The 21329-nt window shown below is 41.5% G+C and carries 23 protein-coding genes and 2 other annotated features; of the genes, 21 read left to right on the top strand and 2 right to left on the bottom strand.

Features of this window, described 5'->3' with window-relative positions:
* The first annotated feature begins 1 nt into the window (after position 1).
* From coaE to NSQ17_RS13560, 11 genes are all read left to right on the top strand, one after another.
* Entirely contained in the window at positions 2-607 is a 606-nt protein-coding gene (coaE, locus tag NSQ17_RS13610; RefSeq protein ID WP_024718656.1) for a dephospho-CoA kinase, read from the top strand.
* 172 nt (positions 608-779) lie between these two features.
* On the top strand, positions 780-1802 hold the full coding sequence (locus NSQ17_RS13605; RefSeq protein WP_017367827.1) for a glyceraldehyde-3-phosphate dehydrogenase: 1023 nt from the start codon (positions 780-782) through the stop codon (positions 1800-1802).
* Positions 1803-2037: 235 nt separating this feature from the next.
* Positions 2038-2418, top strand: coding sequence for an adenosylmethionine decarboxylase (gene speD, locus NSQ17_RS13600; RefSeq protein WP_003216492.1), 381 nt, complete (start codon positions 2038-2040; stop codon positions 2416-2418).
* Positions 2419-2602: 184 nt separating this feature from the next.
* Positions 2603-2989, top strand: coding sequence for a hypothetical protein (locus tag NSQ17_RS13595; RefSeq protein WP_017358264.1), 387 nt, complete (start codon positions 2603-2605; stop codon positions 2987-2989).
* Positions 2990-2993: 4 nt separating this feature from the next.
* The gene (gene nrdR / locus NSQ17_RS13590) at positions 2994-3452 is read left to right on the top strand and encodes a transcriptional regulator NrdR (protein ID WP_003216720.1); all 459 of its coding nucleotides are present in this window, start codon (positions 2994-2996) and stop codon (positions 3450-3452) included.
* Positions 3453-3551: 99 nt separating this feature from the next.
* On the top strand, positions 3552-4973 hold the full coding sequence (locus tag NSQ17_RS13585; protein ID WP_017367826.1) for a replication initiation and membrane attachment family protein: 1422 nt from the start codon (positions 3552-3554) through the stop codon (positions 4971-4973).
* Between the two features lie 17 nt (positions 4974-4990).
* Positions 4991-5920, top strand: coding sequence for a primosomal protein DnaI (gene dnaI, locus NSQ17_RS13580; protein WP_008346034.1), 930 nt, complete (start codon positions 4991-4993; stop codon positions 5918-5920).
* Positions 5921-5952: 32 nt separating this feature from the next.
* Positions 5953-6591: a TVP38/TMEM64 family protein gene (locus NSQ17_RS13575; RefSeq protein WP_335364480.1), complete on the top strand. Its 639-nt coding sequence runs from the start codon at positions 5953-5955 to the stop codon at positions 6589-6591.
* 60 nt (positions 6592-6651) lie between these two features.
* Complete coding sequence (gene ytxC, locus NSQ17_RS13570) at positions 6652-7521, top strand: putative sporulation protein YtxC (protein ID WP_039168873.1); 870 nt, start codon at positions 6652-6654, stop codon at positions 7519-7521.
* Positions 7522-7564: 43 nt separating this feature from the next.
* Positions 7565-7812 (top strand) — a binding site (T-box leader).
* Between the two features lie 45 nt (positions 7813-7857).
* On the top strand, positions 7858-9798 hold the full coding sequence (thrS, locus tag NSQ17_RS13565; RefSeq protein ID WP_007501674.1) for a threonine--tRNA ligase: 1941 nt from the start codon (positions 7858-7860) through the stop codon (positions 9796-9798).
* Between the two features lie 171 nt (positions 9799-9969).
* On the top strand, positions 9970-10890 hold the full coding sequence (locus tag NSQ17_RS13560) for a methyl-accepting chemotaxis protein (RefSeq protein WP_024718652.1): 921 nt from the start codon (positions 9970-9972) through the stop codon (positions 10888-10890).
* Between the two features lie 55 nt (positions 10891-10945).
* Here NSQ17_RS13560 and NSQ17_RS13555 read toward each other — a convergent pair whose 3' ends face one another.
* Positions 10946-11725, bottom strand: a complete 780-nt coding sequence (locus NSQ17_RS13555) for an HAD family hydrolase (RefSeq protein ID WP_024718651.1) — start codon at positions 11723-11725, stop codon at positions 10946-10948.
* 177 nt (positions 11726-11902) lie between these two features.
* Here NSQ17_RS13555 and NSQ17_RS13550 point away from each other — a divergent pair, with 177 nt between their 5' ends.
* The 8 genes from NSQ17_RS13550 (at position 11903) to NSQ17_RS13515 (ending at position 17479) form a co-directional block, all read left to right on the top strand.
* On the top strand, positions 11903-13660 hold the full coding sequence (locus NSQ17_RS13550) for a sensor histidine kinase (protein ID WP_135009384.1): 1758 nt from the start codon (positions 11903-11905) through the stop codon (positions 13658-13660).
* Complete coding sequence (locus NSQ17_RS13545) at positions 13657-14394, top strand: LytTR family transcriptional regulator DNA-binding domain-containing protein (RefSeq protein WP_135009383.1); 738 nt, start codon at positions 13657-13659, stop codon at positions 14392-14394. The genes NSQ17_RS13550 and NSQ17_RS13545 overlap by 4 nt, the downstream gene beginning before the upstream one ends.
* 137 nt (positions 14395-14531) lie before the next feature.
* Positions 14532-14975 (top strand): antiholin-like murein hydrolase modulator LrgA, encoded by a 444-nt coding sequence (lrgA, locus tag NSQ17_RS13540; RefSeq protein ID WP_035391171.1) that lies wholly within the window; start codon positions 14532-14534, stop codon positions 14973-14975.
* A gap of 14 nt (positions 14976-14989) precedes the next feature.
* Complete coding sequence (gene lrgB / locus NSQ17_RS13535) at positions 14990-15685, top strand: antiholin-like protein LrgB (protein ID WP_172673019.1); 696 nt, start codon at positions 14990-14992, stop codon at positions 15683-15685.
* 128 nt (positions 15686-15813) lie between these two features.
* Positions 15814-15945: a sequence feature (ribosomal protein L20 leader region), on the top strand.
* A gap of 71 nt (positions 15946-16016) precedes the next feature.
* Complete coding sequence (infC, locus tag NSQ17_RS13530; protein WP_024718649.1) at positions 16017-16532, top strand: translation initiation factor IF-3; 516 nt, start codon at positions 16017-16019, stop codon at positions 16530-16532.
* Positions 16533-16557: 25 nt separating this feature from the next.
* Positions 16558-16758, top strand: a complete 201-nt coding sequence (gene rpmI / locus NSQ17_RS13525; protein WP_003216324.1) for a 50S ribosomal protein L35 — start codon at positions 16558-16560, stop codon at positions 16756-16758.
* A gap of 31 nt (positions 16759-16789) precedes the next feature.
* Entirely contained in the window at positions 16790-17149 is a 360-nt protein-coding gene (gene rplT / locus NSQ17_RS13520) for a 50S ribosomal protein L20 (RefSeq protein ID WP_007501659.1), read from the top strand.
* Between the two features lie 63 nt (positions 17150-17212).
* Complete coding sequence (locus NSQ17_RS13515; protein WP_024718648.1) at positions 17213-17479, top strand: DUF1294 domain-containing protein; 267 nt, start codon at positions 17213-17215, stop codon at positions 17477-17479.
* Between the two features lie 17 nt (positions 17480-17496).
* Here NSQ17_RS13515 and NSQ17_RS13510 read toward each other — a convergent pair whose 3' ends face one another.
* Positions 17497-17901, bottom strand: a complete 405-nt coding sequence (locus tag NSQ17_RS13510) for a hypothetical protein (protein ID WP_008346017.1) — start codon at positions 17899-17901, stop codon at positions 17497-17499.
* 179 nt (positions 17902-18080) lie between these two features.
* Between NSQ17_RS13510 and NSQ17_RS13505 the strand changes: the two genes are divergently transcribed.
* Positions 18081-19169, top strand: a complete 1089-nt coding sequence (locus NSQ17_RS13505) for a M42 family metallopeptidase (protein ID WP_217967926.1) — start codon at positions 18081-18083, stop codon at positions 19167-19169.
* Positions 19170-19518: 349 nt separating this feature from the next.
* The gene (gene cstA, locus NSQ17_RS13500) at positions 19519-21315 is read left to right on the top strand and encodes a carbon starvation protein CstA (RefSeq protein ID WP_039168858.1); all 1797 of its coding nucleotides are present in this window, start codon (positions 19519-19521) and stop codon (positions 21313-21315) included.
* The last annotated feature ends 14 nt before the right edge of the window (positions 21316-21329 follow it).

The following is a 21329-nucleotide window of genomic DNA, read 5'->3' as shown; positions in this document are numbered from 1 at the left end:
ATTGACGCTCGTCATTGGATTAACAGGCGGGATTGCTAGCGGAAAAAGCACAGTCTCGCAGATGATAAAAGAGAAAGGCATTCGGGTGGTGGATGCTGATATCATTGCAAAAGAAGCGGTTTCTAAAGGATCGGCTGCCCTTCATCAAATCGTTCAAACTTTTGGTGAAGAGGTTCTTCTGCCAAATGGTGAACTGAACCGGCAGCAGCTTGGAGCGATCATTTTTTCTGATGAAGAGAAAAGAAAAAAGCTCAATGCCATCGTTCATCCTGAAGTCAGAAAGGAAATGCTCGAGCAGCGTGATGAAGGGGTGAGCAACAATGAAACATTTGTTGTGCTTGATATCCCGCTCCTATTCGAGAGCAAGCTGGAAGGGCTAGTCGACCGCATCATCGTTGTGTACACGACGCCTGAATTGCAGCTGTCGCGGCTCATGAATCGAAACGACCTGAGCGAGGAAGAAGCACTGAATCGCATTCACTCCCAGCAGCCTCTTGAGGAAAAATGCCAAAAAGCAGACCGCGTGATAGAAAACACAAAAGATCTTGCTTTTATTAGAAAGCAATTAGAGAACATATTAAACGAATGGGAACATACAGATAAGTAAGAGTACATACAGTACTCTTCTTTTTTTATGCTTTTTTCGTCAATTTCATTGCAAAGAACAGCCCTTTTTTGAAAATATACGTTTATATACTGGCAATTACATTCTAATGTGATATACTAATTTCATAAATAAATTTATTGAGTATAACACATAATAGAGGAGTGACCTGTTCATGAAGGTAAAAGCAGCGATCAATGGGTTTGGCAGAATTGGACGCATGGTCTTCAGAAAAGCAATGCTTGATGATCAAATTCAAATTGTAGCGGTGAACGCAAGCTATCCTGCCGAAACGCTAGCACATTTAATTAAATATGACACAAATCATGGACGTTACGAATGCGATGTGACAGCAGAAGATGACGCGTTGATTGTCAATGGCAAAAGAGTGCTTTTGCTCAATAATAGAGACCCAAAGCAGCTCCCATGGGGAGAGCTTGGGATTGATATCGTGATCGAAGCAACAGGGAAATTTAATTCAAAAGATCAAGCGATGGGCCATATAGATGCCGGAGCGAAAAAGGTCGTACTTACAGCTCCAGGTAAAAATGAAGACGTTACAATTGTAATGGGTGTCAATGAGGATGATCTTGATCCTGAAAAGCACGTCGTTATTTCAAACGCATCTTGTACAACAAACTGTTTAGCGCCAGTTGTCAAATTGTTAGATGATGAATTTGGCATCGACAACGGCTTAATGACAACGGTTCATGCTTATACAAATGATCAAAAAAATATCGACAACCCCCACAAGGATTTGCGCCGGGCAAGAGCATGTGCCCAGTCCATCATTCCAACGACGACGGGTGCCGCTAAAGCGCTTTCTTTAGTGCTGCCGCACATGAAAGGGAAATTACATGGACTTGCACTTCGCGTGCCAGTTTCTAATGTATCGATGGTTGATCTTGTGGTCGACTTGAAAAAAGATGTGACAGCAGAAGAGGTCAATGCTGCCTTTGCAACGGCTTCAAAAACATCTCTTGCTGGCATATTAGATTACACCGAAGAACCACTTGTCTCCACAGACTTTAACACAAACCCTTATTCTGCTGTCGTTGATGGACTTACAACGATGGTGATGGAAGGCAGAAAAGTAAAAGTTCTTGCATGGTATGACAATGAATGGGGCTATTCTTGCAGAGTGGTTGATCTTGTAAAGTTTGTTGGTTCCCAGATGAAAGAGCTTTCAGCTGTTTGAAATGAAGAAGACTGAACGTCCCTTTTCAAGAAATGAGAGAAAATCCCACTAAAAACACAGCTTGCAAAATGGGTCTAAACAAAGTATACTATTTTTCGTGAACTTCTTGTTCGCAGACTCATTCGGGTATACTTAAAGGGTTAGGACCTCTTTGGACTAACTTTCCCCCGTGGTATATGTCCGGTCCGGCTGCTTAGAACTTCACTCTTTCATTCTTGTTTAAGGGGGGTCCATGATGGAAACAATCGGACGTCACGTTATCTCCGAGTTATGGGGATGCGACTGTGATAAACTGAACGACATGGATTTTATTGAAAAAACGTTTGTAAATGCAGCTTTGAAATCAGGAGCTGAAGTAAGAGAGGTTGCTTTTCACAAATTTGCACCTCAAGGAGTAAGTGGAGTTGTCATTATTTCTGAATCTCATCTGACAATTCACAGCTTTCCTGAACATGGTTATGCGAGCATAGATGTTTATACTTGCGGCGATCTAGATCCGAATATTGCAGCAGATCATATCGGAGATGAACTAGGTGCTGAAACAAGAGAAAACATCGAAATTCCTCGAGGCATGGGACCTGTACAAGTGAAACAGGCGCAAGCCAAAGCACTGTAAACATAAAAAAGATTGCAATGGGAGCTGGCCAAAAGCATTAAATGCCTTTGTGTTATGCTCCTTTTTATATTTGTTCCATACACGACATCCAGCATGATCCAACCTGTCTATACTTTTGTTCTAGGAAAACAAAGGTTTTTTTTATAAAATAAAGAAGAGGGTTTATGACAAAGGGGATACGTGTATGACTTTAGGACAAAAGCTCAAACGATTCATTTCAAATCATACAGAAACATCTGACCATCATCCAGTGTCAGAGCTGAAAAGCCATTACTACAAATCGACACAAACTCAAGTTTTCCAAGCGGTAGAAGCCGTTCTTTCAAGAAACGATTCCTATCAAGTGACATCTGTTTCAGCAGAACGAGGTGAAATCAGCGCAAACATACGAACGCCGAAAAAAGCTTTTCTCGTGGCGACTGTCATTTCAATTCGTCCTTTTGAAACAGCTGTCGATTTTAATGTGACAACAGAAACAGCACTGCCAACAGACTTTGGCTACAGTCAAAAGGCTGTTTTGTCCCTTTATAAAGAACTAGACAAACAACTTCCAAGAAGAGATCGGAGCTGATGAAATGAAATGTCCCACATGTCAGCACCTTGGCACAAGGGTGCTTGATTCAAGACCAGTAGATGAAGGGAAGTCCATCCGTCGGAGAAGAGAGTGTGAAAGCTGTCAATATCGCTTCACGACGTTTGAAAAATTAGAAGAATTGCCATTGATTGTGGTGAAAAAAGAAGGAATTCGAGAAGAATTCAGCCGGGAAAAGATGCTGAGAGGCCTCATCAAAGCATGTGAAAAACGTCCTGTCGCTTTAAAACAGCTCGAGGATGTCTGCTTTAACATCGAGAAGGAATTGCGTAACCAAGGCATGTCAGAGGTGAAAAGCGAGCTTGTAGGGGAAATGGTGATGGACGAGCTGGCGAAAATTGATGAAGTGTCTTACGTCAGGTTTGCCTCGGTTTACCGTCAGTTTAAAGATATCAATGTATTTATTGATGAATTAAAAGATTTATTAAAGAAAGAACGCTAAAAAAGAGCTGAAGATTCTTCATGCTCTTTTTCCTGCGTAAAGCGTAAAACGCAAAAAGAGTGTACAATGAAGACAACCGTATTAAGGGAGGATCAGCATATGACAGAGCATTGGAAGGAAGTGCTAGCCGTCGATCCGTATGTCGTCAAAAGCGCTTCATTGCTCGGTGACATCGATAGACAGCTTATTACTCTTTTATATCAGCCGCTTATTGGCATGTCCGCTTTCAGTTTATACATGACGCTGTGGGGAGAGCTGGAACAAAATCGAATGTGGGGGAAACCCGCACCTCACCGTCAGCTGATGGTGATGCTGCAAACGAATTTAAATGATATTTTTGAGGAGCGCTTAAAGCTTGAAGCGATCGGATTACTCCGCACATATGAACAGGAAACGGAAGAAGGCAGACTGTTTACATATGAGCTCGTGCCGCCGCTGAGACCGGATGAATTTTTCCAAGACGGTATGCTGAATGTCCTTTTGTATCATCGGGTAGAGAAAGCTAAATATATGCAGCTTCGTGATTATTTTTCTTATCCAGGAGTTCCTGCTGATGCAAAGAACATCTCCCGATCGTTTGAAGAAGTGTTTCACGTCTTGCAGCCAGGAGAGCGCAAGATGACAGAGGAAATCAATCAGGCGTCATCGCTTGACGAGGGCTACGAATATGTGACAGTTGGCTCAAGTCAGCCTGCACCGCTTTCAGATGAATCTTTTGATTTTGATTTATTGTTAGCAGGTATGTCGGACATGATGATTCCGAGAAAAGCTTTGACAAAGCAAGTGAAAGAGACAATTAAGAAGTTAGCGGTCGTCTATGGCATCACCCCGCTGCAAATGCAAAATATTGTCGCAGGTGCCTGTGGTTCAGATCAGATGATATCAACTGAGGATCTGCGAAAAGCAGCGAGAGACTGGTATCAAATTGAATACAGAGGTGAACAGCCGAAGCTGATTGATCAAAAACAGCCAAGGCATTTACGTCACAATGTCACGCAGAATTCAGGTGCAGATGCGCCTGATGCGAAATTGATTGAAAAGCTTGATCATATTTCGCCTAGAGAGCTTCTAAAAGATATGGCAGATGGCATTGAGCCGACGTATGCAGACTTAAGAATTGTTGAAGATATTATGCTTGAGCAGCAGCTAGAGCCTGGGGTCATGAATGTCCTGATCTACTATACACTGCTAAAAACCGATATGAAACTGTCCAAAACATATATGCAGAAAATCGCCGCCCACTGGGTGCGAAAGAAAATCAAAACAGTGGCAGCTGCTATGAAAATTGCCAAAGAAGAGAATAGGCAAATGACAGAATGGGCGCAGCAAAAAAATAAGCGTCAATCATATGGATCAGGAAAAGTGATCCGCGAGGAGAAACTGCCTGACTGGATGAAGGAAGCTGAAACGAAAGAACAGCCAAAAGAACAGACAGATAACTTGTCTACAGAGGACCTCGAACGAGAAAAAGAAAAATTGTTAGATCAGTTTAATAATATGAAAAAGTACAATGCACATTAATGTGAGGTGAGATGGAGATGAAACCGATCGGTCGTTCATTTGATCAGCTAAAAGGGCGGGTAGATTTTCGCGTGAGATACAATCAGATTAAAGAAAGTGTCCTAGCTGATGAAGATGTAAAAGCTTTTTTAAAGGAGCATCAAGAGGACATCCAAGAAGACATGATCAATCGCAGCTTGAACAGGCTCTTTGAATATGTACAACAATCAAAGGGCTGTTCTTACTGCTTAGAGGAAGAGAATGTAAATGTCATTTTAGACGGGTATCACCCGAAGCTTGTGATCAAAGGTCAGAGCATTGATATTGAATATTCCCCTTGTCCTGTCAAACTGCGGCTTGATAGACAGAAAAAACAGCAAGAACTCATGAAAAGTATGTACATTCCGCAGAATGTTCTTCAAGCGACGTTTGCTGATTTAAATGTGGTTGGAAGACAAGAAGTCATTCAAAAAGTAGGTCAATTCTTGCAAAGTTATGATGAAACAGGTAAGGGAAAAGGCCTCTATTTACATGGAAAGTTTGGAGTCGGAAAAACATTTATTCTGGCAGCGATTGCGCAGCAGCTAGCGGTAAAAGAGTATCCATCTCTCCTTGTATACGTGCCTGAATTTGTGAGAGAGTTAAAAAATTCGTTAGCCGATCATACACTCGAAGAGAAGCTGAATATGGTCAAATCAACACCAATTTTAATGCTTGATGATATTGGAGCAGAGTCGATGACAAGCTGGGTACGAGATGAACTTTTAGGAACAATCTTGCAATACCGCATGGCAGAGCAGCTGCCGACTTTTTTCTCTTCTAATTTCTCACCGAATGAGTTAAAGCATCACTTTACGTACTCACAGCGCGGGGAAAAAGAAGAGGTGAAGGCAGCTCGATTAATGGAACGTATTCTCTACCTAGCTGAACCAGTTCTGCTTGAAGGAGAAAATCGCCGTCATTTATAAAAAGATAGGTCACGTGAAGGGGAGCGGATGAAATGAATAAAAGAAAATGGCTGCTTTTCCTCGTGATTGGCGTTCTAGCTACTGTGCTATGGTGGCTCAACAAACAGCATCTTCAACTGTCGCCGAAAGATGTGAAGAATTGGATTCTTCAATTTGGGATGCTAGCTCCCTTTGTCTTTCTTTTCTTATCACTTTTTCGTCCATTTGTGCTTGTCCCTCTCACCGTCTTTTCGCTAGCAGCAGGTTTGGCATTCGGCAGTGTCCTTGGGACCATTTATGCCTTAGCTGGTGCGACAGCAGGTGCAACAGGATCTTTCCTGCTTGCCTCAACCTTCCGTTCAAACAAGCAGGAAACCGAATCAAGCAATCGGAAGCTAAAAGCGGTGACGTCCCGTATTCAAGAGCATGGATTTCTTTATATCCTCTTATTACGCATTGCGCCCATTCACTTTGATTTTGTCAGTTATGCTGCAGCAGCTTCACGTGCGAATTATCGTGCATTTGCGGCAGCGACTTTTTTAGGGTTAATACCTGGTACTGTGGCGTTAAATGTCCTTGGATCAAGCTTTGTAAGCGGAAATTATGCCGCCTTAGCGATTGTTTGTTTGATTTATTTGATCTTTATCTCAGTGCCACTGATTTTAAAAAGAAAGATGCCTGATTTATTTTAGGCGTCTATTTTTTATGTTCTCCCCATATATATGTAACAGATGTCGTTAGGGGGGACAAACATGCTTGAAATAATCTTTGAAGATGAATATGATACCGCCGCTTTTTTACATCTTGCTGAACACTTGGACAGTCGGCATCACATTTCGATTCAACAAGGGAAAGACCGGCTTCTCATAGAAGCGAAGAAATCAGGAGAAGCCATAGAGCACATTGTGCGGACATTGCTGATTCACTTTTTTTTGGAATGCAAAGAAAATGAACGCATGCGTAGCATCCTTGAAAACACATACTTATTTAAAGATCCAGAAGAGCAACACCAAATTCTTTCAATCGCCCATAGCATCATGAAAGGGGATCTAGATGATATCCCTGGAATTCATCAAGACCCACCGAGGGAGGATCTGTTAAAAAAAGAGCTTGAGACGATTTCTTTACAGAAAGGTGTTTTTTCCATTGGTTCATTTATGACATTTAGGCTCTCAGCGTATGACAGAAGGCTGAAGAACTATGTTGAAGTATCCATCGAAGAATATAAAATGGAACAAGAATATCAAAACTTTATTCAATCCCTTCGAGACTATGTGATGTCAAGAGAACCTAAGCTTGAAAAAGTACATGTTGTGCATCAGGACCGCCTGATGATTTGGGAATTTCGGTACGCTTCTGAGCGTGATCAAAAACAATACATAGACAGACAGTTTGTAAGAGAGCATCCAATGTATATTGATTCGCAGTTGATTGCACCGCTTGTATCCATTGCGCCACAAAAGATTGACCTATTTACAGATGATACAGGTCACTCGATGGTGCAAACCATTCAAAATATTTTTCAAGAAAGAGTTGAGGTATTCCCTTCTCATTCGTTTCAGGAACAGCATGTTCAATTTGTTCCTAGTCATTTGGAAAAGAAAAGTGAAAAGCTTTCTTGATTTTCACGAAAAAACGTTTTATAATACGGTGTAACTTCATACAGAGACCGTATTGATAAGGACATGAACAAATGAACACCCGCTTAAAGAGAGGGAAGCCGTGGCTGAAAGCTTCCTGGCAGAGGACCATTTGCTTTACCACCTTTGAACATCAGCTGTGAACTGTTTAGTAATAGCTGACGGGAATTCCCGTTATTGAACCACAAGCCGTATTTGCTTTTGACAAAGCAAGCTGCAAATACGGGAAAAAGGGTGGAACCACGATTCCGTTTATTCAACCTCGTCCCTTTCCAGGGGGCGGGGTTTTTATATTGCCAAAAAAAGGAGTGACTAGAGATGTCAGAACAAATTCAACTTACATTTCCAGATGGAGCAGTCAAGGAGTTTGATAAAACAGCTACAACAGAAGACATCGCGGCATCAATTAGCCCAGGCCTAAAGAAAAAAGCGCTTGCCGGTAAATTGAACGGCAAAGAAATAGATCTGCGTACGCCGCTGTTAGAAAGTGGAACAATCGAGATCATCACAGATAAGAGTGAAGAAGCGCTCGATATTATGCGACACAGCACAGCGCATTTGCTTGCACAGGCAATCAAACGCATTTATGGAAAAGAGCATCACGTCCAGTTTGGTGTAGGCCCTGTCATCGAAAATGGCTTTTACTATGATGTCGATATCGATGTAGCGATTACACCTGAAGATTTACCAAAGATTGAAAAAGAAATGAAAAAAATCATTAACAGCAATTTGCCGATTGAGCGCATTGAAGTTTCAAGAGAAGAAGCGAAAGCCCGCTTTGAAGCAATTGGTGATGAATTGAAGCTAGAGCTGTTAGAAGCAATTCCAGAAGGCGAAGCCGTCACAATTTATGAGCAAGGTGAATTCTTCGATCTATGCCGCGGTATTCACTTGCCGTCTACAGGGAAAATCAAAGAATTCAAGTTGTTAAGCCTTGCAGGTGCTTACTGGAGAGGCGACAGTAACAACCAAATGCTTCAGCGTATTTACGGAACAGCTTTCTTCAGTAAAGAAGAATTAAACGAGCATTTACGTCTGCTTGAAGAAGCAAAAGAGCGTGATCACCGTAAACTAGGCAAAGAATTGAAACTGTTTGCGAACTCTCAAAAGGTGGGCCAAGGTCTTCCGCTCTGGCTGCCAAAAGGGGCCACAATTCGCCGCGTCATTGAGCGTTATATTGTTGATAAAGAAGTACGCCTTGGTTATGAGCATGTGTATACACCCGTTCTTGCGAGTGTAGAATTGTATAAAACATCAGGCCACTGGGCGCATTATCAAGAAGACATGTTCCCTGTGATGGAAATGGACAATGAAGATCTTGTTCTCCGTCCAATGAACTGCCCGCACCATATGATGATTTACAAAAACGAGCCGCATAGCTATCGCGAATTGCCAATTCGGATTGCAGAGCTTGGCACAATGCACCGTTATGAAATGTCAGGTGCTTTATCCGGCCTTCAGCGTGTTCGTGGGATGACATTAAACGATGCCCATATCTTTGTTCGTCCAGATCAAATCAAAGACGAATTCATTCGTACAGTTCGCCTAATTGAAGAAGTGTATCAAGACTTCGGCTTAAATGATTATACGTTCCGCTTATCTTACCGTGATCCAGAAGATACTGAGAAGTATTTTGACGATGATGCAATGTGGAATAAAGCACAGTCTATGCTGAAAGATGCAATGGACGAGCTTGGACATGACTACTATGAAGCAGAAGGCGAAGCGGCATTTTATGGTCCTAAGCTTGACGTCCAAGTAAAGACAGCTCTTGGAAAAGAAGAGACTTTGTCTACTGTACAGCTAGACTTCTTACTTCCAGAGCGTTTCGATCTCACATATATCGGAGAAGATGGAAAACACCATCGTCCAGTTGTCATTCATAGAGGAGTTGTGTCCACAATGGAACGCTTCGTTGCCTTCTTAATTGAAGAATACAAAGGAGCTCTTCCAACATGGCTAGCACCTGTACAATTCCAAGTCATCCCGGTTTCACCATCTGTCCATCTAGATTACGCGAAAAAAGTGCAAGAACGTTTGCAGCTTGAAGGACTGCGTGTAGAACTAGACAGTCGTGATGAAAAAATAGGATACAAAATTAGAGAAGCGCAAATGCAAAAGATTCCGTACATGCTGGTTGTCGGTGATCAAGAAGCAGAAAATGGCGCGGTCAATGTAAGAAAATATGGGGAACAAGATTCAGAAACAATGGACCTCGAAGCTTTTGTGAAACATGCAGTCGCAGAAGCAAAAAAATAATGAAGGCGCACGAAACAGTCAGTGATCTCATCTATTGAGGTTACTGGCTTTTTTCTTATGGAAAAAAATTCTCCACTAGTGATCCAAGTACGCAAATGATACGTTTAGATAGTACGAAAGTATGGGTAAGTATGTACTATTAGAGAGAGGCAAATGGGGGGAATGAAAGCAATGATTCAAACAACAAATACTGTATCAACACAAGTATTGGAGCAATCAGCTGTGCTTCGTGCGCTAGAGCACTCACTGGCGATGATTGAATTTGATGTCACAGGTAAGGTCCTATGGGTCAATGATATTTTTGCAAAAGCCATGAAATATTCAAAGGAAGAAATGATTGGTTTAAAGCATAGACAGTTTTGTCCTCCGCATATTGCAGAAGACGCAAGTTATCAAATGTTTTGGAAGCGTTTGAAGAATGGTCAAGTGTTTCAGGAAAAGGTGCAGCGGATCACGAAGTACGGTGACACCTTATGGCTTGAAGCGACGTATACACCAGTGCTCAATGAAGAGGGGAATGTAGTGGCTGTCGTGAAAGTGGCAACAGATATTACGGAGAGAGAAAACACAATGAAGCAGGTAGTAGAAGACCTAAAGGATATGTCTGCAAAATTAATGGAGCGAGCGGAAATCGGCATCCAGCATAGTCAAAGTGTAAATGCTTCTTTTGAACATATTGCGAATGAAACTGATCAAAACATGAGTTTGCTAGAAGGGTTAACAGAGCAGGTGGAGTCGATCAGCTCAATTGCTACAACGATTAACAGTATCGCTTCCCAAACGCAGCTGCTCGCATTGAACGCGGCCATAGAAGCTGCGCATGCGGGTTCCTATGGAAATGGCTTTAGTGTCGTCGCGGCAGAAATCCGTAAGCTTGCGACAGATTCAAAGGAAGCGATCGTAAAGGTGGATCGTTATGTGAAGGCGATCCATTTAGAAGTTGAAAAGGTCAGCAACGGAACAAGCCGTGCAAAGACAAGCGTGTTTACAAACCGGGATCTTGTCAAGCAGGCAAGCGAGGAATTCATGAATGTAGGAGAAGCAGCACGCGGCTTAGATCGTCAAGCACAAAGTTTAGCAGCAATTGTATAGCCCAAAACGAAAAAACACCCAATCTCGATCAGGAGAAGGGTGTTTTTCCTATGGTTTATTTTAAAATATCAAACAATTCGTGTAAGTCTTTAATTTCATAATCTGGAGTCACATCTGTTTCATTTTTCTTGCCATGACGATTGATCCAAACGGTTTGGATGCCAGCGCGAGAAGCGCCGAGAATATCTGTTTTTGGATTATCTCCTACCATGATGACGTCATCTTTTGTGAGATTTAACAGCTGAAGGCAGTGCTCAAAGATGCCAGGGTCAGGCTTTCCTTTTCCGTAATCTCCTGAAATCACAATTTCATTAAAGTAAGGGGCAAGTTCCGGAACACCTGCAAGTTTTTCTTTTTGCAGACTAGGATCTCCATTTGTTAAAAGGAGTAATTCATAGGTGCCCTTCAGGCGCTCTAAAACAGGATACGTTTCTTCATAGACATACGGGCGTTTTCTGCGCTCTGCTGCAAAGAAATCTGCTAAGTATTGACCAAATGCTTCATCATCAATGCCTGCCTCTTTTAAGCCGTTCGTCCAGGCATTTTTGCGATACTCTGGTGCAAGGGCGTTCAGCTTTTGAAAGCCTTCGCTAATCGGCTCACTAAAATTAGACCACAGTCCTTCAAAAGGATTAATGCCAATCATAACAGTATAATCATATGTTTCATAAGAAGAGTACAGCTTTCTTGCTTCTTCACGCACAATCTGTTCAAACGATTCTGGATCAAGTCCATATTTCTTTTCCGCTTCCCTGCATGTTTCCTGAAAAGTGGTATGAATGCTTTTTTCATCCCAAAGCAAAGTATCATCTAAATCGAAAAATACGGCTTTCATGATCTTCTCCCTTGTTATGTATGTAGTTACCCTCAATTGCATGTGACAGGCTCATGTTCATTTTACAATAGAAGCAGAGGGCAATAAAGAAAAGATTTGAGAGATTTTTGAGCATTGACCGTGCATGATAGAATAGATAGACAGTAGATATCACATACATCAATTGAGGTGGCCGGTTTGCTTCATTTAATTATTATGATGATTGAGCGTGTAGGAATCATCGTTATTTTGGGATTTGTGCTTGCCCATGTCAAGGGCTTTCGCAATCTCTTACTACATAATCAAGGGTTTCGAAAAAAGGCAATCCTTGTCTTTATCTTTGCTTCTTTTAGTATCATCAGCAATTACACTGGAATTGAAATCCAGCAGCAGATTGTGATGAACCACGAATTTTCATATCACTTAGGCTCATCAAGTTCTATCGCCAATACGAGAATTATGGGGATCGAAATGGGCGGCTTAATAGGAGGGCCGTTTGTAGGGATTGGTGCTGGGCTTTTAGCTGGCATTCATCGCTATTCACTAGGAGGGAGCACCGCGCTTAGCTGTGCAATTTCTTCCATTTTAGCCGGTGTGATTGCAGGCTATGTCGGCAGGCGATTTAAGCGGAAGAATCGAATGGTCACACCGCGACAAGCAGCGATTTTTGGTGTAGCGATGGAATCTTTACAAATGGTCATTATCCTTCTGTTTGCGAAGCCATTTGCTGATGCTTGGGGCCTTGTGAGTATTATTGCGCTGCCGATGATCTTTGTGAATGGAATCGGGAGTTTTATCTTTTTATCTATTTTACAGTCAGTAATTCGCCAAGAAGAGCAGGCGAAAGCAATGCAGACGCATCGAGTATTTTCTATCGCAGATCAAACACTTCCTTATTTCCGGCAAGGGCTAAACGAACAATCATGTAAAAGTGTGGCAGAAATCATTCATCGTTTAACAGAAACAGATGCTGTCTCCTTAACAGATACGGAAAAGATTTTAGCGCATGTCGGTGATGGAACAGATCATCATATTCCATCGAAAAGCCTGATTACAGGACTGTCTAAGCAAGTGTTGATAAGTGGGAAGATTATGAAGGCGCACTCAAAAGATGAAATCAATTGTTCAGTCGCCCACTGCCCGCTTGAAGCAGCCATAGTGCTTCCACTCACGTCTAATGGTCAAACAATTGGAACATTAAAAATGTATTTCAATTCTCCAGTCGGATTAAGCAGAGTAGAAGAAGAGCTTGCAGAAGGTTTGGCGATGCTCTTTTCCACACAGCTTGAGCTTGGGGAGGCTGAGACCCAAAGCCGTCTGCTGAAAGATGCAGAGATCAAGGCGCTTCAGGCCCAGGTGAATCCGCACTTTTTATTTAACGCCATTAACACCATCTCCGTTTTGTGTAGAACGAATGTAGAGATGGCAAGGAAGTTGCTACTACAGCTGAGTATTTATTTTCGATCGAATTTACAAGGTGCTCGCCAGCTGCTTATTCCAATGCATAAAGAAATTCAGCATGTGGAGGCTTATTTATCACTGGAGCAAGCGAGATTTCCAAATAAATATCTAGTGACCTTTCAAATTGAAAAAGAGCTGGAACAGGTCATGATCCCTCCCTTTGTGCTTCAAGTGCTTGTTGAAAATGCAGTGAGACATGCTTTTCCTAAACATCAAACAACTTGTGAAGTCATCGTATCCGCTTTGATAAAAGATGGGCATGTCTATATGAAAGTCACAGATAATGGCCAGGGGATTGAAGACGACAAGATGGCTCAATTATTAAAATCGCCAGTTGAATCAAAAGAAGGAACAGGTACAGCACTTTATAATTTAGACCAGCGGCTAAGAGGAATTTTTGGCCGGCAAGCTGCTTTATCCATTCATAGCGGCAAAGGCACTGACATCTCATTTCGCATTCCAATGGATTATGTAAAAAAGGATGATTCTCGTTGATAAAGGTATTGATTGTAGATGATGAAGTTTTAGCAAGAGACGAATTAAAATATTTGTTACAAAGAACAAAAGAGAATGTTCAAATAGAGGAAGCGGAAAATATAGAATCTGCTTTTGACCGGATGGTCGATCATAAGCCCGATTTGCTCTTTTTAGATATCGATTTATCAGGTGAGAATGGATTTGATATTGCCAAAAGACTCAACCGAATGTCTGATCCGCCGGCGATTGTATTTGCTACAGCATTTGATCAATATGCGCTGAAGGCGTTTGAGGTGAGTGCACTAGATTACTTAACAAAACCTTTTGATGAAGAGCGGCTGTTGCAAACGATGCAAAAGTTTAAGAAGTGGAAAGCTATTGAGACGCAGGAACCGTCTCTTTCAGAAGACAAATTTTCTCACAACCAAAAATTAGCGATCTCTGTCGATGAGTCTATTGTGATCTTGCAGGTTGACGAGATTATGTATGTAGGGCTTAGTGAAGGAAAAAAGGTTGTGAAAACAAGAGATCAAATGTATGAGGTGACAGAACCGCTTGTGGTCATTGAAAAGAAATTACCTGAGGCTTATTTTATGAGAGTTCACCGAAGCTATATCGTCAACACGTCTCATATGAAAGAAGTGCAGCCTTGGTTTAATTCAACGTATAATCTTCATATGACAGATGGGTCTATCATCCCTGTCAGCCGAACATATGCGAAAGAACTAAAGAAGTCGCTCCTATTAGAATAGGGCGGCTTTTTTCATTTGCATTTCAATCCTCATTTTTTGCATTTCAGTCAGGATATTAGGTGAGTTTTATTGTAAACGCTTCATTTGTTTGTTTCATGCCATATACTAAGGGCAGTCGAAGAAAGAGGTGAAAGGGCATGAGTGCCACAAAAGTATATGGATTTCTATCTCAAGCATTTATCTTTGCAACGGTAATGTTCGTTTCTAATCTCATTTCAATGTATTTACCGATTCCGATGCCAGCATCTGTTATTGGTTTGGTTCTATTATTTATTTTATTAACAACAAAGATTGTGAAACTAGAGCAAGTAGAGCAATTAGGCAGTTCATTGACAGGTCTTATTAGTTTTCTATTTGTTCCTTCTGGTATCTCAGTCATTCAATCATTAGGTGTCATGCAAGAAGTAGGGGTACAGGTAGTGGGTGTGATTATCATTGCAACCATTATGTTACTTGCCGCCACTGGGCTGTTCTCTCAGCTTCTGATGCAGTTATCAGAAAGACCACAGCAGCGACAAAAGACAAAGGAGAGCAAATCCACTCCTTCTCATTCAAATAAACCAGCTTCAACTACGCATTAAAGGAGAGGTGTAAGATGGGTACAAGTACTATGAGTCCTTATTTTGGCATTGTCGTCTCATTAGTGGCCTTTGGGATTGGCACATTTTTATTTAAAAAGTCTAAAGGTTTCTTCTTATTTACCCCGCTATTTGTTGCCATGGTGTTAGGCATTTTGTTTTTGAAAATTGGCGGTTTTTCCTATGCAGATTATAATGAAGGCGGTAAGATTATCAAGTTTTTCTTAGAGCCTGCGACCATCGCGTTTGCGATTCCTCTTTATAAACAGCGAGCACTGCTGAAGAAATACTGGTGGCAAATTCTATCCGCTATTTTTGTCGGCTCACTTTGTTCTATTACGATTGTTTATGTAGTAGCAAAAGGGATTCATCTTGATGCTGCTGTTATGAAAAGCATGCTCCCACAAGCAGCGACGACAGCGATTGCTTTGCCAATTGCAAAAGATATTGGCGGAATTGCAGATATTACAGCCTTTGCAGTCATTTTTAATGCGGTGATTGTCTATGCGCTAGGTGCCTTCTTCTTAAAATTGTTTCGGATTAAAAACCCAGTGGCCAAAGGCCTTGCACTTGGTACTTCTGGACATGCGCTTGGCGTTTCTGTTGGGATTGAGATGGGGGAAGTGGAAGCGGCAATGGCGAGTATCGCTGTGGTGGTAGTAGGGGTTGTCACCGTAATTGTCATCCCAATCTTCTTGCAATTGATACTTTAATCGCAGCATTGTTTGAAAAAAGCTTGCCCAAATCGTTTCGTCATGCTAAAATGAAAAAGTTGTTTCAAGAGTTCGGTTACTTGACGGACAAATGAAAATTGTGTAGAATAGTTAACGAATTGAATAGATATCACAAGCAGAAGCACCCGCTTCTCACCTGATTGACACATGTTTGTAGTTGACAGGTTGACCGTACATTTATTTTTTCATGCAAATGTTCGCAGTGTGGGTGTTTTATATGCCCACACTTTTTGTTTGCCTGTAAAACATACAACGAAATGGTCAAAATGAATTGTGAACTCAATTCAAAATCTCATGGAGGTGGCTCACTATTAGCAAAGATCAATTAGTTAATGAAGGTATTCGTGCGCGTGAAGTTCGTTTGATCGGACAAAATGGCGATCAGCTGGGGATTAAAACCCGCCAGGAAGCTCTGGAAATTGCTACGAAAGCCAATCTTGACCTTGTGTTAGTTGCTGCAAATGCAAAACCACCTGTTTGCCGAATCATGGACTACGGTAAGTTCCGATTCGAACAACAGAAGAAGGAAAAAGAGGCACGTAAGAATCAAAAAATCATTAGCTTAAAAGAAGTTCGGTTGAGCCCGACAATCGATGAACATGATTTTAACACGAAGCTCCGTAATGCAATCAAATTCCTTGAAAAGGGAGATAAAGTGAAAGCTTCTATCCGTTTTAAAGGCCGTGCGATTACGCATAAAGAAATCGGACAGCGCGTGTTAGACCGTTTCTCTGAAGCTTGCGCTGAAGTAGCAACAGTAGAAACAAAACCTAAGATGGACGGACGCAGCATGTTCCTCATGCTTGCACCAAAAGTCGAAAAGTAAAAGTAACAGAGGGAGGAAACATCCAATGCCAAAAATGAAAACTCACCGCGGATCTGCTAAACGTTTCAAAAAAACAGGTTCTGGTAAACTTAAACGTTCTCATGCGTACACAAGTCACTTGTTCGCTAACAAATCTACAAAGCAAAAACGTAAATTGCGTAAGAGCGCAATCGTAAGTGCTGGAGATTTCAAACGTATCAAACAACAACTTGCAAACATCAAGTAATCTGGAATAGGAAACATAGGAGGGAATTACAATGCCAAGAGTAAAAGGCGGAACTGTGTCGCGTCAGCGTCGTAAAAAGGTTCTTAAATTAGCAAAAGGTTATTTCGGTTCAAAACATAGATTATATAAAGTAGCAAACCAACAGGTGATGAAATCTGGAAACTACGCTTTCCGTGACCGTCGTCAGAAAAAACGTGACTTCCGTAAACTATGGATCACTCGTATCAATGCTGCAGCTCGTATGAACGGTCTTTCTTACAGCCGTTTAATGCATGGCTTAAAGCTTTCTGGTATCGAAGTAAACCGCAAAATGCTTGCTGATCTTGCTGTGAATGACCTAAACGCATTCAACCAGCTTGCTGATGCTGCAAAAGCACAACTAGACAAGTAAGTCATATAAAAGATCATTCCGCCAAGGAGTGATCTTTTTTTCTCATCATGTGAGGTGAAATCAATGAATATCGCTCTGATCGTGCTGCTCATCTTGGTCAATGTCTATGGGTTTTGTCTCATGGGAGAGGATAAACGCCGGGCGAAAGCACACAAATGGAGAATATCAGAAGCGCACTTATGGAGTACCGCAGTACTTTTTGGTGCTGCTGGGTCATTTCTTGGCATGCAGTATTTCCGTCATAAAACGAAGCATCCTGCCTTTCAAATGGGTATGCCTGCTTTAATTGTTGTCCAATTGGTGATATTGGTCTATCTCAATCTCATCTGAAAAGGGAGCAGACGCCGTTAAGTCGGCGTGTCTGCTCCCTTTTTTTGTTTGATTTTTTTGATGGGCTGATCCCAATCAATTTTTGTTTGAGGATACCGTTCAATGATGTTTTCCTCAAGTTTTTCAAAGTCTTCTAATGTGAATTCATTTAGCTTCTCAGGTGACTCCGTCCAAACGTAAATGGAGTGGACAAACAGAGGATGATCCTTAGAAGGAACATGCTTCTCCCCTTCAAACAAGACACCTTTATAGACGAAATTAAAATTTTTACGGGCATTTTGCTGTTCGTCCATAAAATAAAAGCCTTCTTTTAATTGTGCTTGTTTCAGCTTTCTTCTCGGGTTTGAGAAGAATTTTACCGCCATGTAGAAAATATAGACAAGCAATGCAACAAGAGCAAGTCTAATGAGGATGACAAACATGACAGGATGCACCTCCAATACCGTTATCTGATGTACTACGAATGAGAAAGACAAAAGGTTTCAACTTTTTTTAAAAAAATATTTCGATTAACGAAAAAATATTCATAAAAAGATCGTATTGAACGAAAGAGGTTTTGTATAATAAGAATGCACCATGAAGAAAAAGGAGGATACACAGAATGACAAAACTAGATCAAACATTAACTATGCTGAAAGACCTAACGGATGCAAAAGGGATTCCAGGAAATGAACGTGATGTAAAAAAAGTCATGCAGTCATACATAGAAACATATGCGGATGAAGTCTCTACAGACCGCCTTGGCAGCTTAATTGCTAAGAAGGAAGGAAATGCAAATGGGCCTAAAGTGATGCTTGCTGGTCACTTAGATGAAGTAGGATTCATGGTGACAAAAATCGATGACAAAGGCTATATTCGTTTTCAAACGGTCGGTGGCTGGTGGTCACAAGTTATGTTGGCGCAGCGTGTCACCATTGTGACGAAAAAAGGAGACATTACAGGTGTGATTGGTTCTAAACCGCCACATGTCTTATCACCAGAAGCACGAAAGAAATCAATCGAAATCACAGATATGTTCATTGATATTGGGGCTTCGAGCAAAGAACAGGCAATGGAATGGGGCGTCCTCCCTGGAGATCAAATCGTACCTTACTTTGAGTTTACGGTAATGAATGACGCAAAAATGCTTCTTGCAAAAGCCTGGGACAACCGTATCGGCTGTGCAGTAGCGATTGATGTCATGAAGAATTTAAAGGATACTCAGCATGAAAATATTGCATACAGTGTAGCAACTGTCCAAGAGGAAGTTGGCTTACGCGGAGCTAAAACAGCTGCAGCTACAATCCAGCCTGATATTGGATTTGCTATTGATGTTGGAGTAGCAGGTGATACACCAGGTATTACTGAAAAAGAAGCAACAAGCAAACTTGGCAAAGGACCAACGATTGTTGTATTCGACGCTTCCATGGTTTCTCATAAAGGGCTTCGCGATTTTGTTGTCCAAACTGCAGATGAATTAAACATTCCTTATCAATATGATTCCATGCCAGGTGGAGGAACAGATGCTGGAGGTATTCACTTAACAGGTCATGGCGTTCCATCACTATCCATCGGGATTCCAAGCAGATATATTCATACCCATGCAGCCATGATTCATCGAGATGATTATGAAAATGCGGTGAAGCTTTTAACAGAAGTCATCAAAAGACTTGATCAAAAAACGGTCGAACAAATTACGTACGGTTCTTAATGATGAAACCTTTCCTCAGTATGGGGAAAGGTTTTTTAATTGCGTTGAATTTCCCAGGAAATGAACTTTGGAATGTAAGTTGTGTCAAAAGAACTGTTTTCAGTAAATGAAGTGATATTTTTCTAGTGAGGAAGGCACATGTGATCTATCTTGTATTTATGTAAGATGAAATCAATAAAAAGGACAGAGCCAATTGAGGCTCTGTCAAAAGAGAGTTTATGGAAGTAGGTGAAGCTTATTTTAGATTAAATCAATTATTCCTATTTGTCAACTCGGTTTTAAAAGAAAGAAAAATCAATCAATTTATGTTATATTTGTAACAAATTGTTTATACAAAGGGGATGGTTAAATGAATGCGGTTTCAATTGTGATAGGATCGATGTGTATTTTAGCGATTGCCTATCGCCTCTATGGCACGTTTATGATGGTGAAGGTATTAAAGGTCACAGATGATCATCCTACACCGGCTCATGCACTCGAGGATGGGAAAGATTATGTGCCAACAAACAAATGGGTCACATTTGGGCATCACTTTGCTGCAATTGCCGCTGCTGGTCCATTAGTTGGTCCGATTTTAGCCGCACAATTTGGGTATTTACCTGGTCTCCTTTGGCTCTTAATTGGAGCGGTGATTGGCGGAGCTGTTCATGATCTTGTGGTCTTGTTTGCTTCCATGCGAAAAAAGGGGAAATCACTATCCGAGGTAGCGAAAGAGGAGCTTGGTCCTGTGGCGGGATTTTGCACAGGGCTCGCCATGTTATTTATTATTACAATTACAATGGCAGGACTGTCCATGGTTGTGCTTCATGCTTTAGAAAGAAATCCTTGGGGAACCTTTGCAGTTGGTATTACCATTCCAATAGCGATGGGAGTCGGCCTTTATTATAAAAAGACTGGCAATTTAAAGCTGGCGACATCTGCGGGATTCATATTACTGATGTTGGGGGTATTCCTTGGACCGAATATTCAAGGAACAGCACTTGGAGATTTGTTAACACTTGATACAAAAACGCTTGCTCTTGCCCTGCCAATCTATGCTTTTTTTGCTGCGGCCCTGCCGGTTTGGTTGCTTTTGGCACCAAGAGACTATTTAAGCAGTTTTATGAAAATTGGTGTTTTCATTGCGCTGATTGCGGGAATCTTTGTGGTTAATCCAACCATCCAATTTCCGGCGTTTACGGAGTTTGTAAATGGAGGAGGGCCTGTCTTAGCTGGACCTGTATGGCCTTTTATTTCGATTACCATTGCTTGTGGTGCGATTTCTGGTTTTCATGCATTTGTTGGCTCTGGCACAACGCCAAAAATGCTAGATCGTTGGAGTGATATGAAGCCGGTTGCGTTTGGCGCGATGCTCGTAGAATGTTTAGTGGGAATCATGGCGTTAATTGCCGCTACTGCGCTTCATCCGGGAGATTATTTTGCAATTAATAGTACACCTGAAGTGTTCCGTACGCTTGGTATGAGTGTCGAGAATCTTCCTCAACTAAGCAAAGAAATCGGTCTTGACTTAGAAGGAAGAACAGGTGGAGCTGTTACATTAGCTGTAGGGATGGCGTACATCTTTACGGGTATTCCGTTCTTTAGTCATTTGGCCTCTTATTTCTTCCAATTCGTGATTATGTTTGAAGCCGTCTTTATTTTAACGGCGATTGACGCAGGAACCCGTGTCGCGCGATATTTGATCCAAGACTTCTTTGGAGAAGCATATAAACCGCTGAAACGAAATGACTGGGTACCAGGGTCAGTCTTTGCAAGTGCACTTGCTTGTTTTATGTGGGGATACTTGCTTTACTCTGGAGACATTGGGTCCATTTGGGCACTCTTTGGCGTGTCAAACCAATTAATGGCCTCGGTCGGATTAATCATTGGGGCGACGGTTGTATTAAAAATTGCGGATAAAAGACGGTATATGTTGACTTGTTTAATTCCACTTGCTTACTTATATGTGACGGTGAATTATGCGGGTTATTGGATGGTTGCGAATGTCTATCTCAATCCTGAAGCATCTGGCTACAGTGTACTGAATGCCGTGCTTTCGATGATTATGCTGATTTTAGGTTTTGTCATTATCGTGTTCGCTATTAAAAAGTGGATCGAGATTTGGCGCGATCCTGCTCTTCGAATGGAGACGCCAATCACTGGCTAAATGAACAAAGCCGG

This window comes from Bacillus sp. FSL W8-0629, assembly GCF_038593225.1.
Taxonomy (GTDB): Bacteria; Bacillota; Bacilli; order Bacillales; family Bacillaceae; genus Bacillus; species Bacillus altitudinis.
This window is presented reverse-complemented; position numbering and strand designations above follow the sequence as displayed.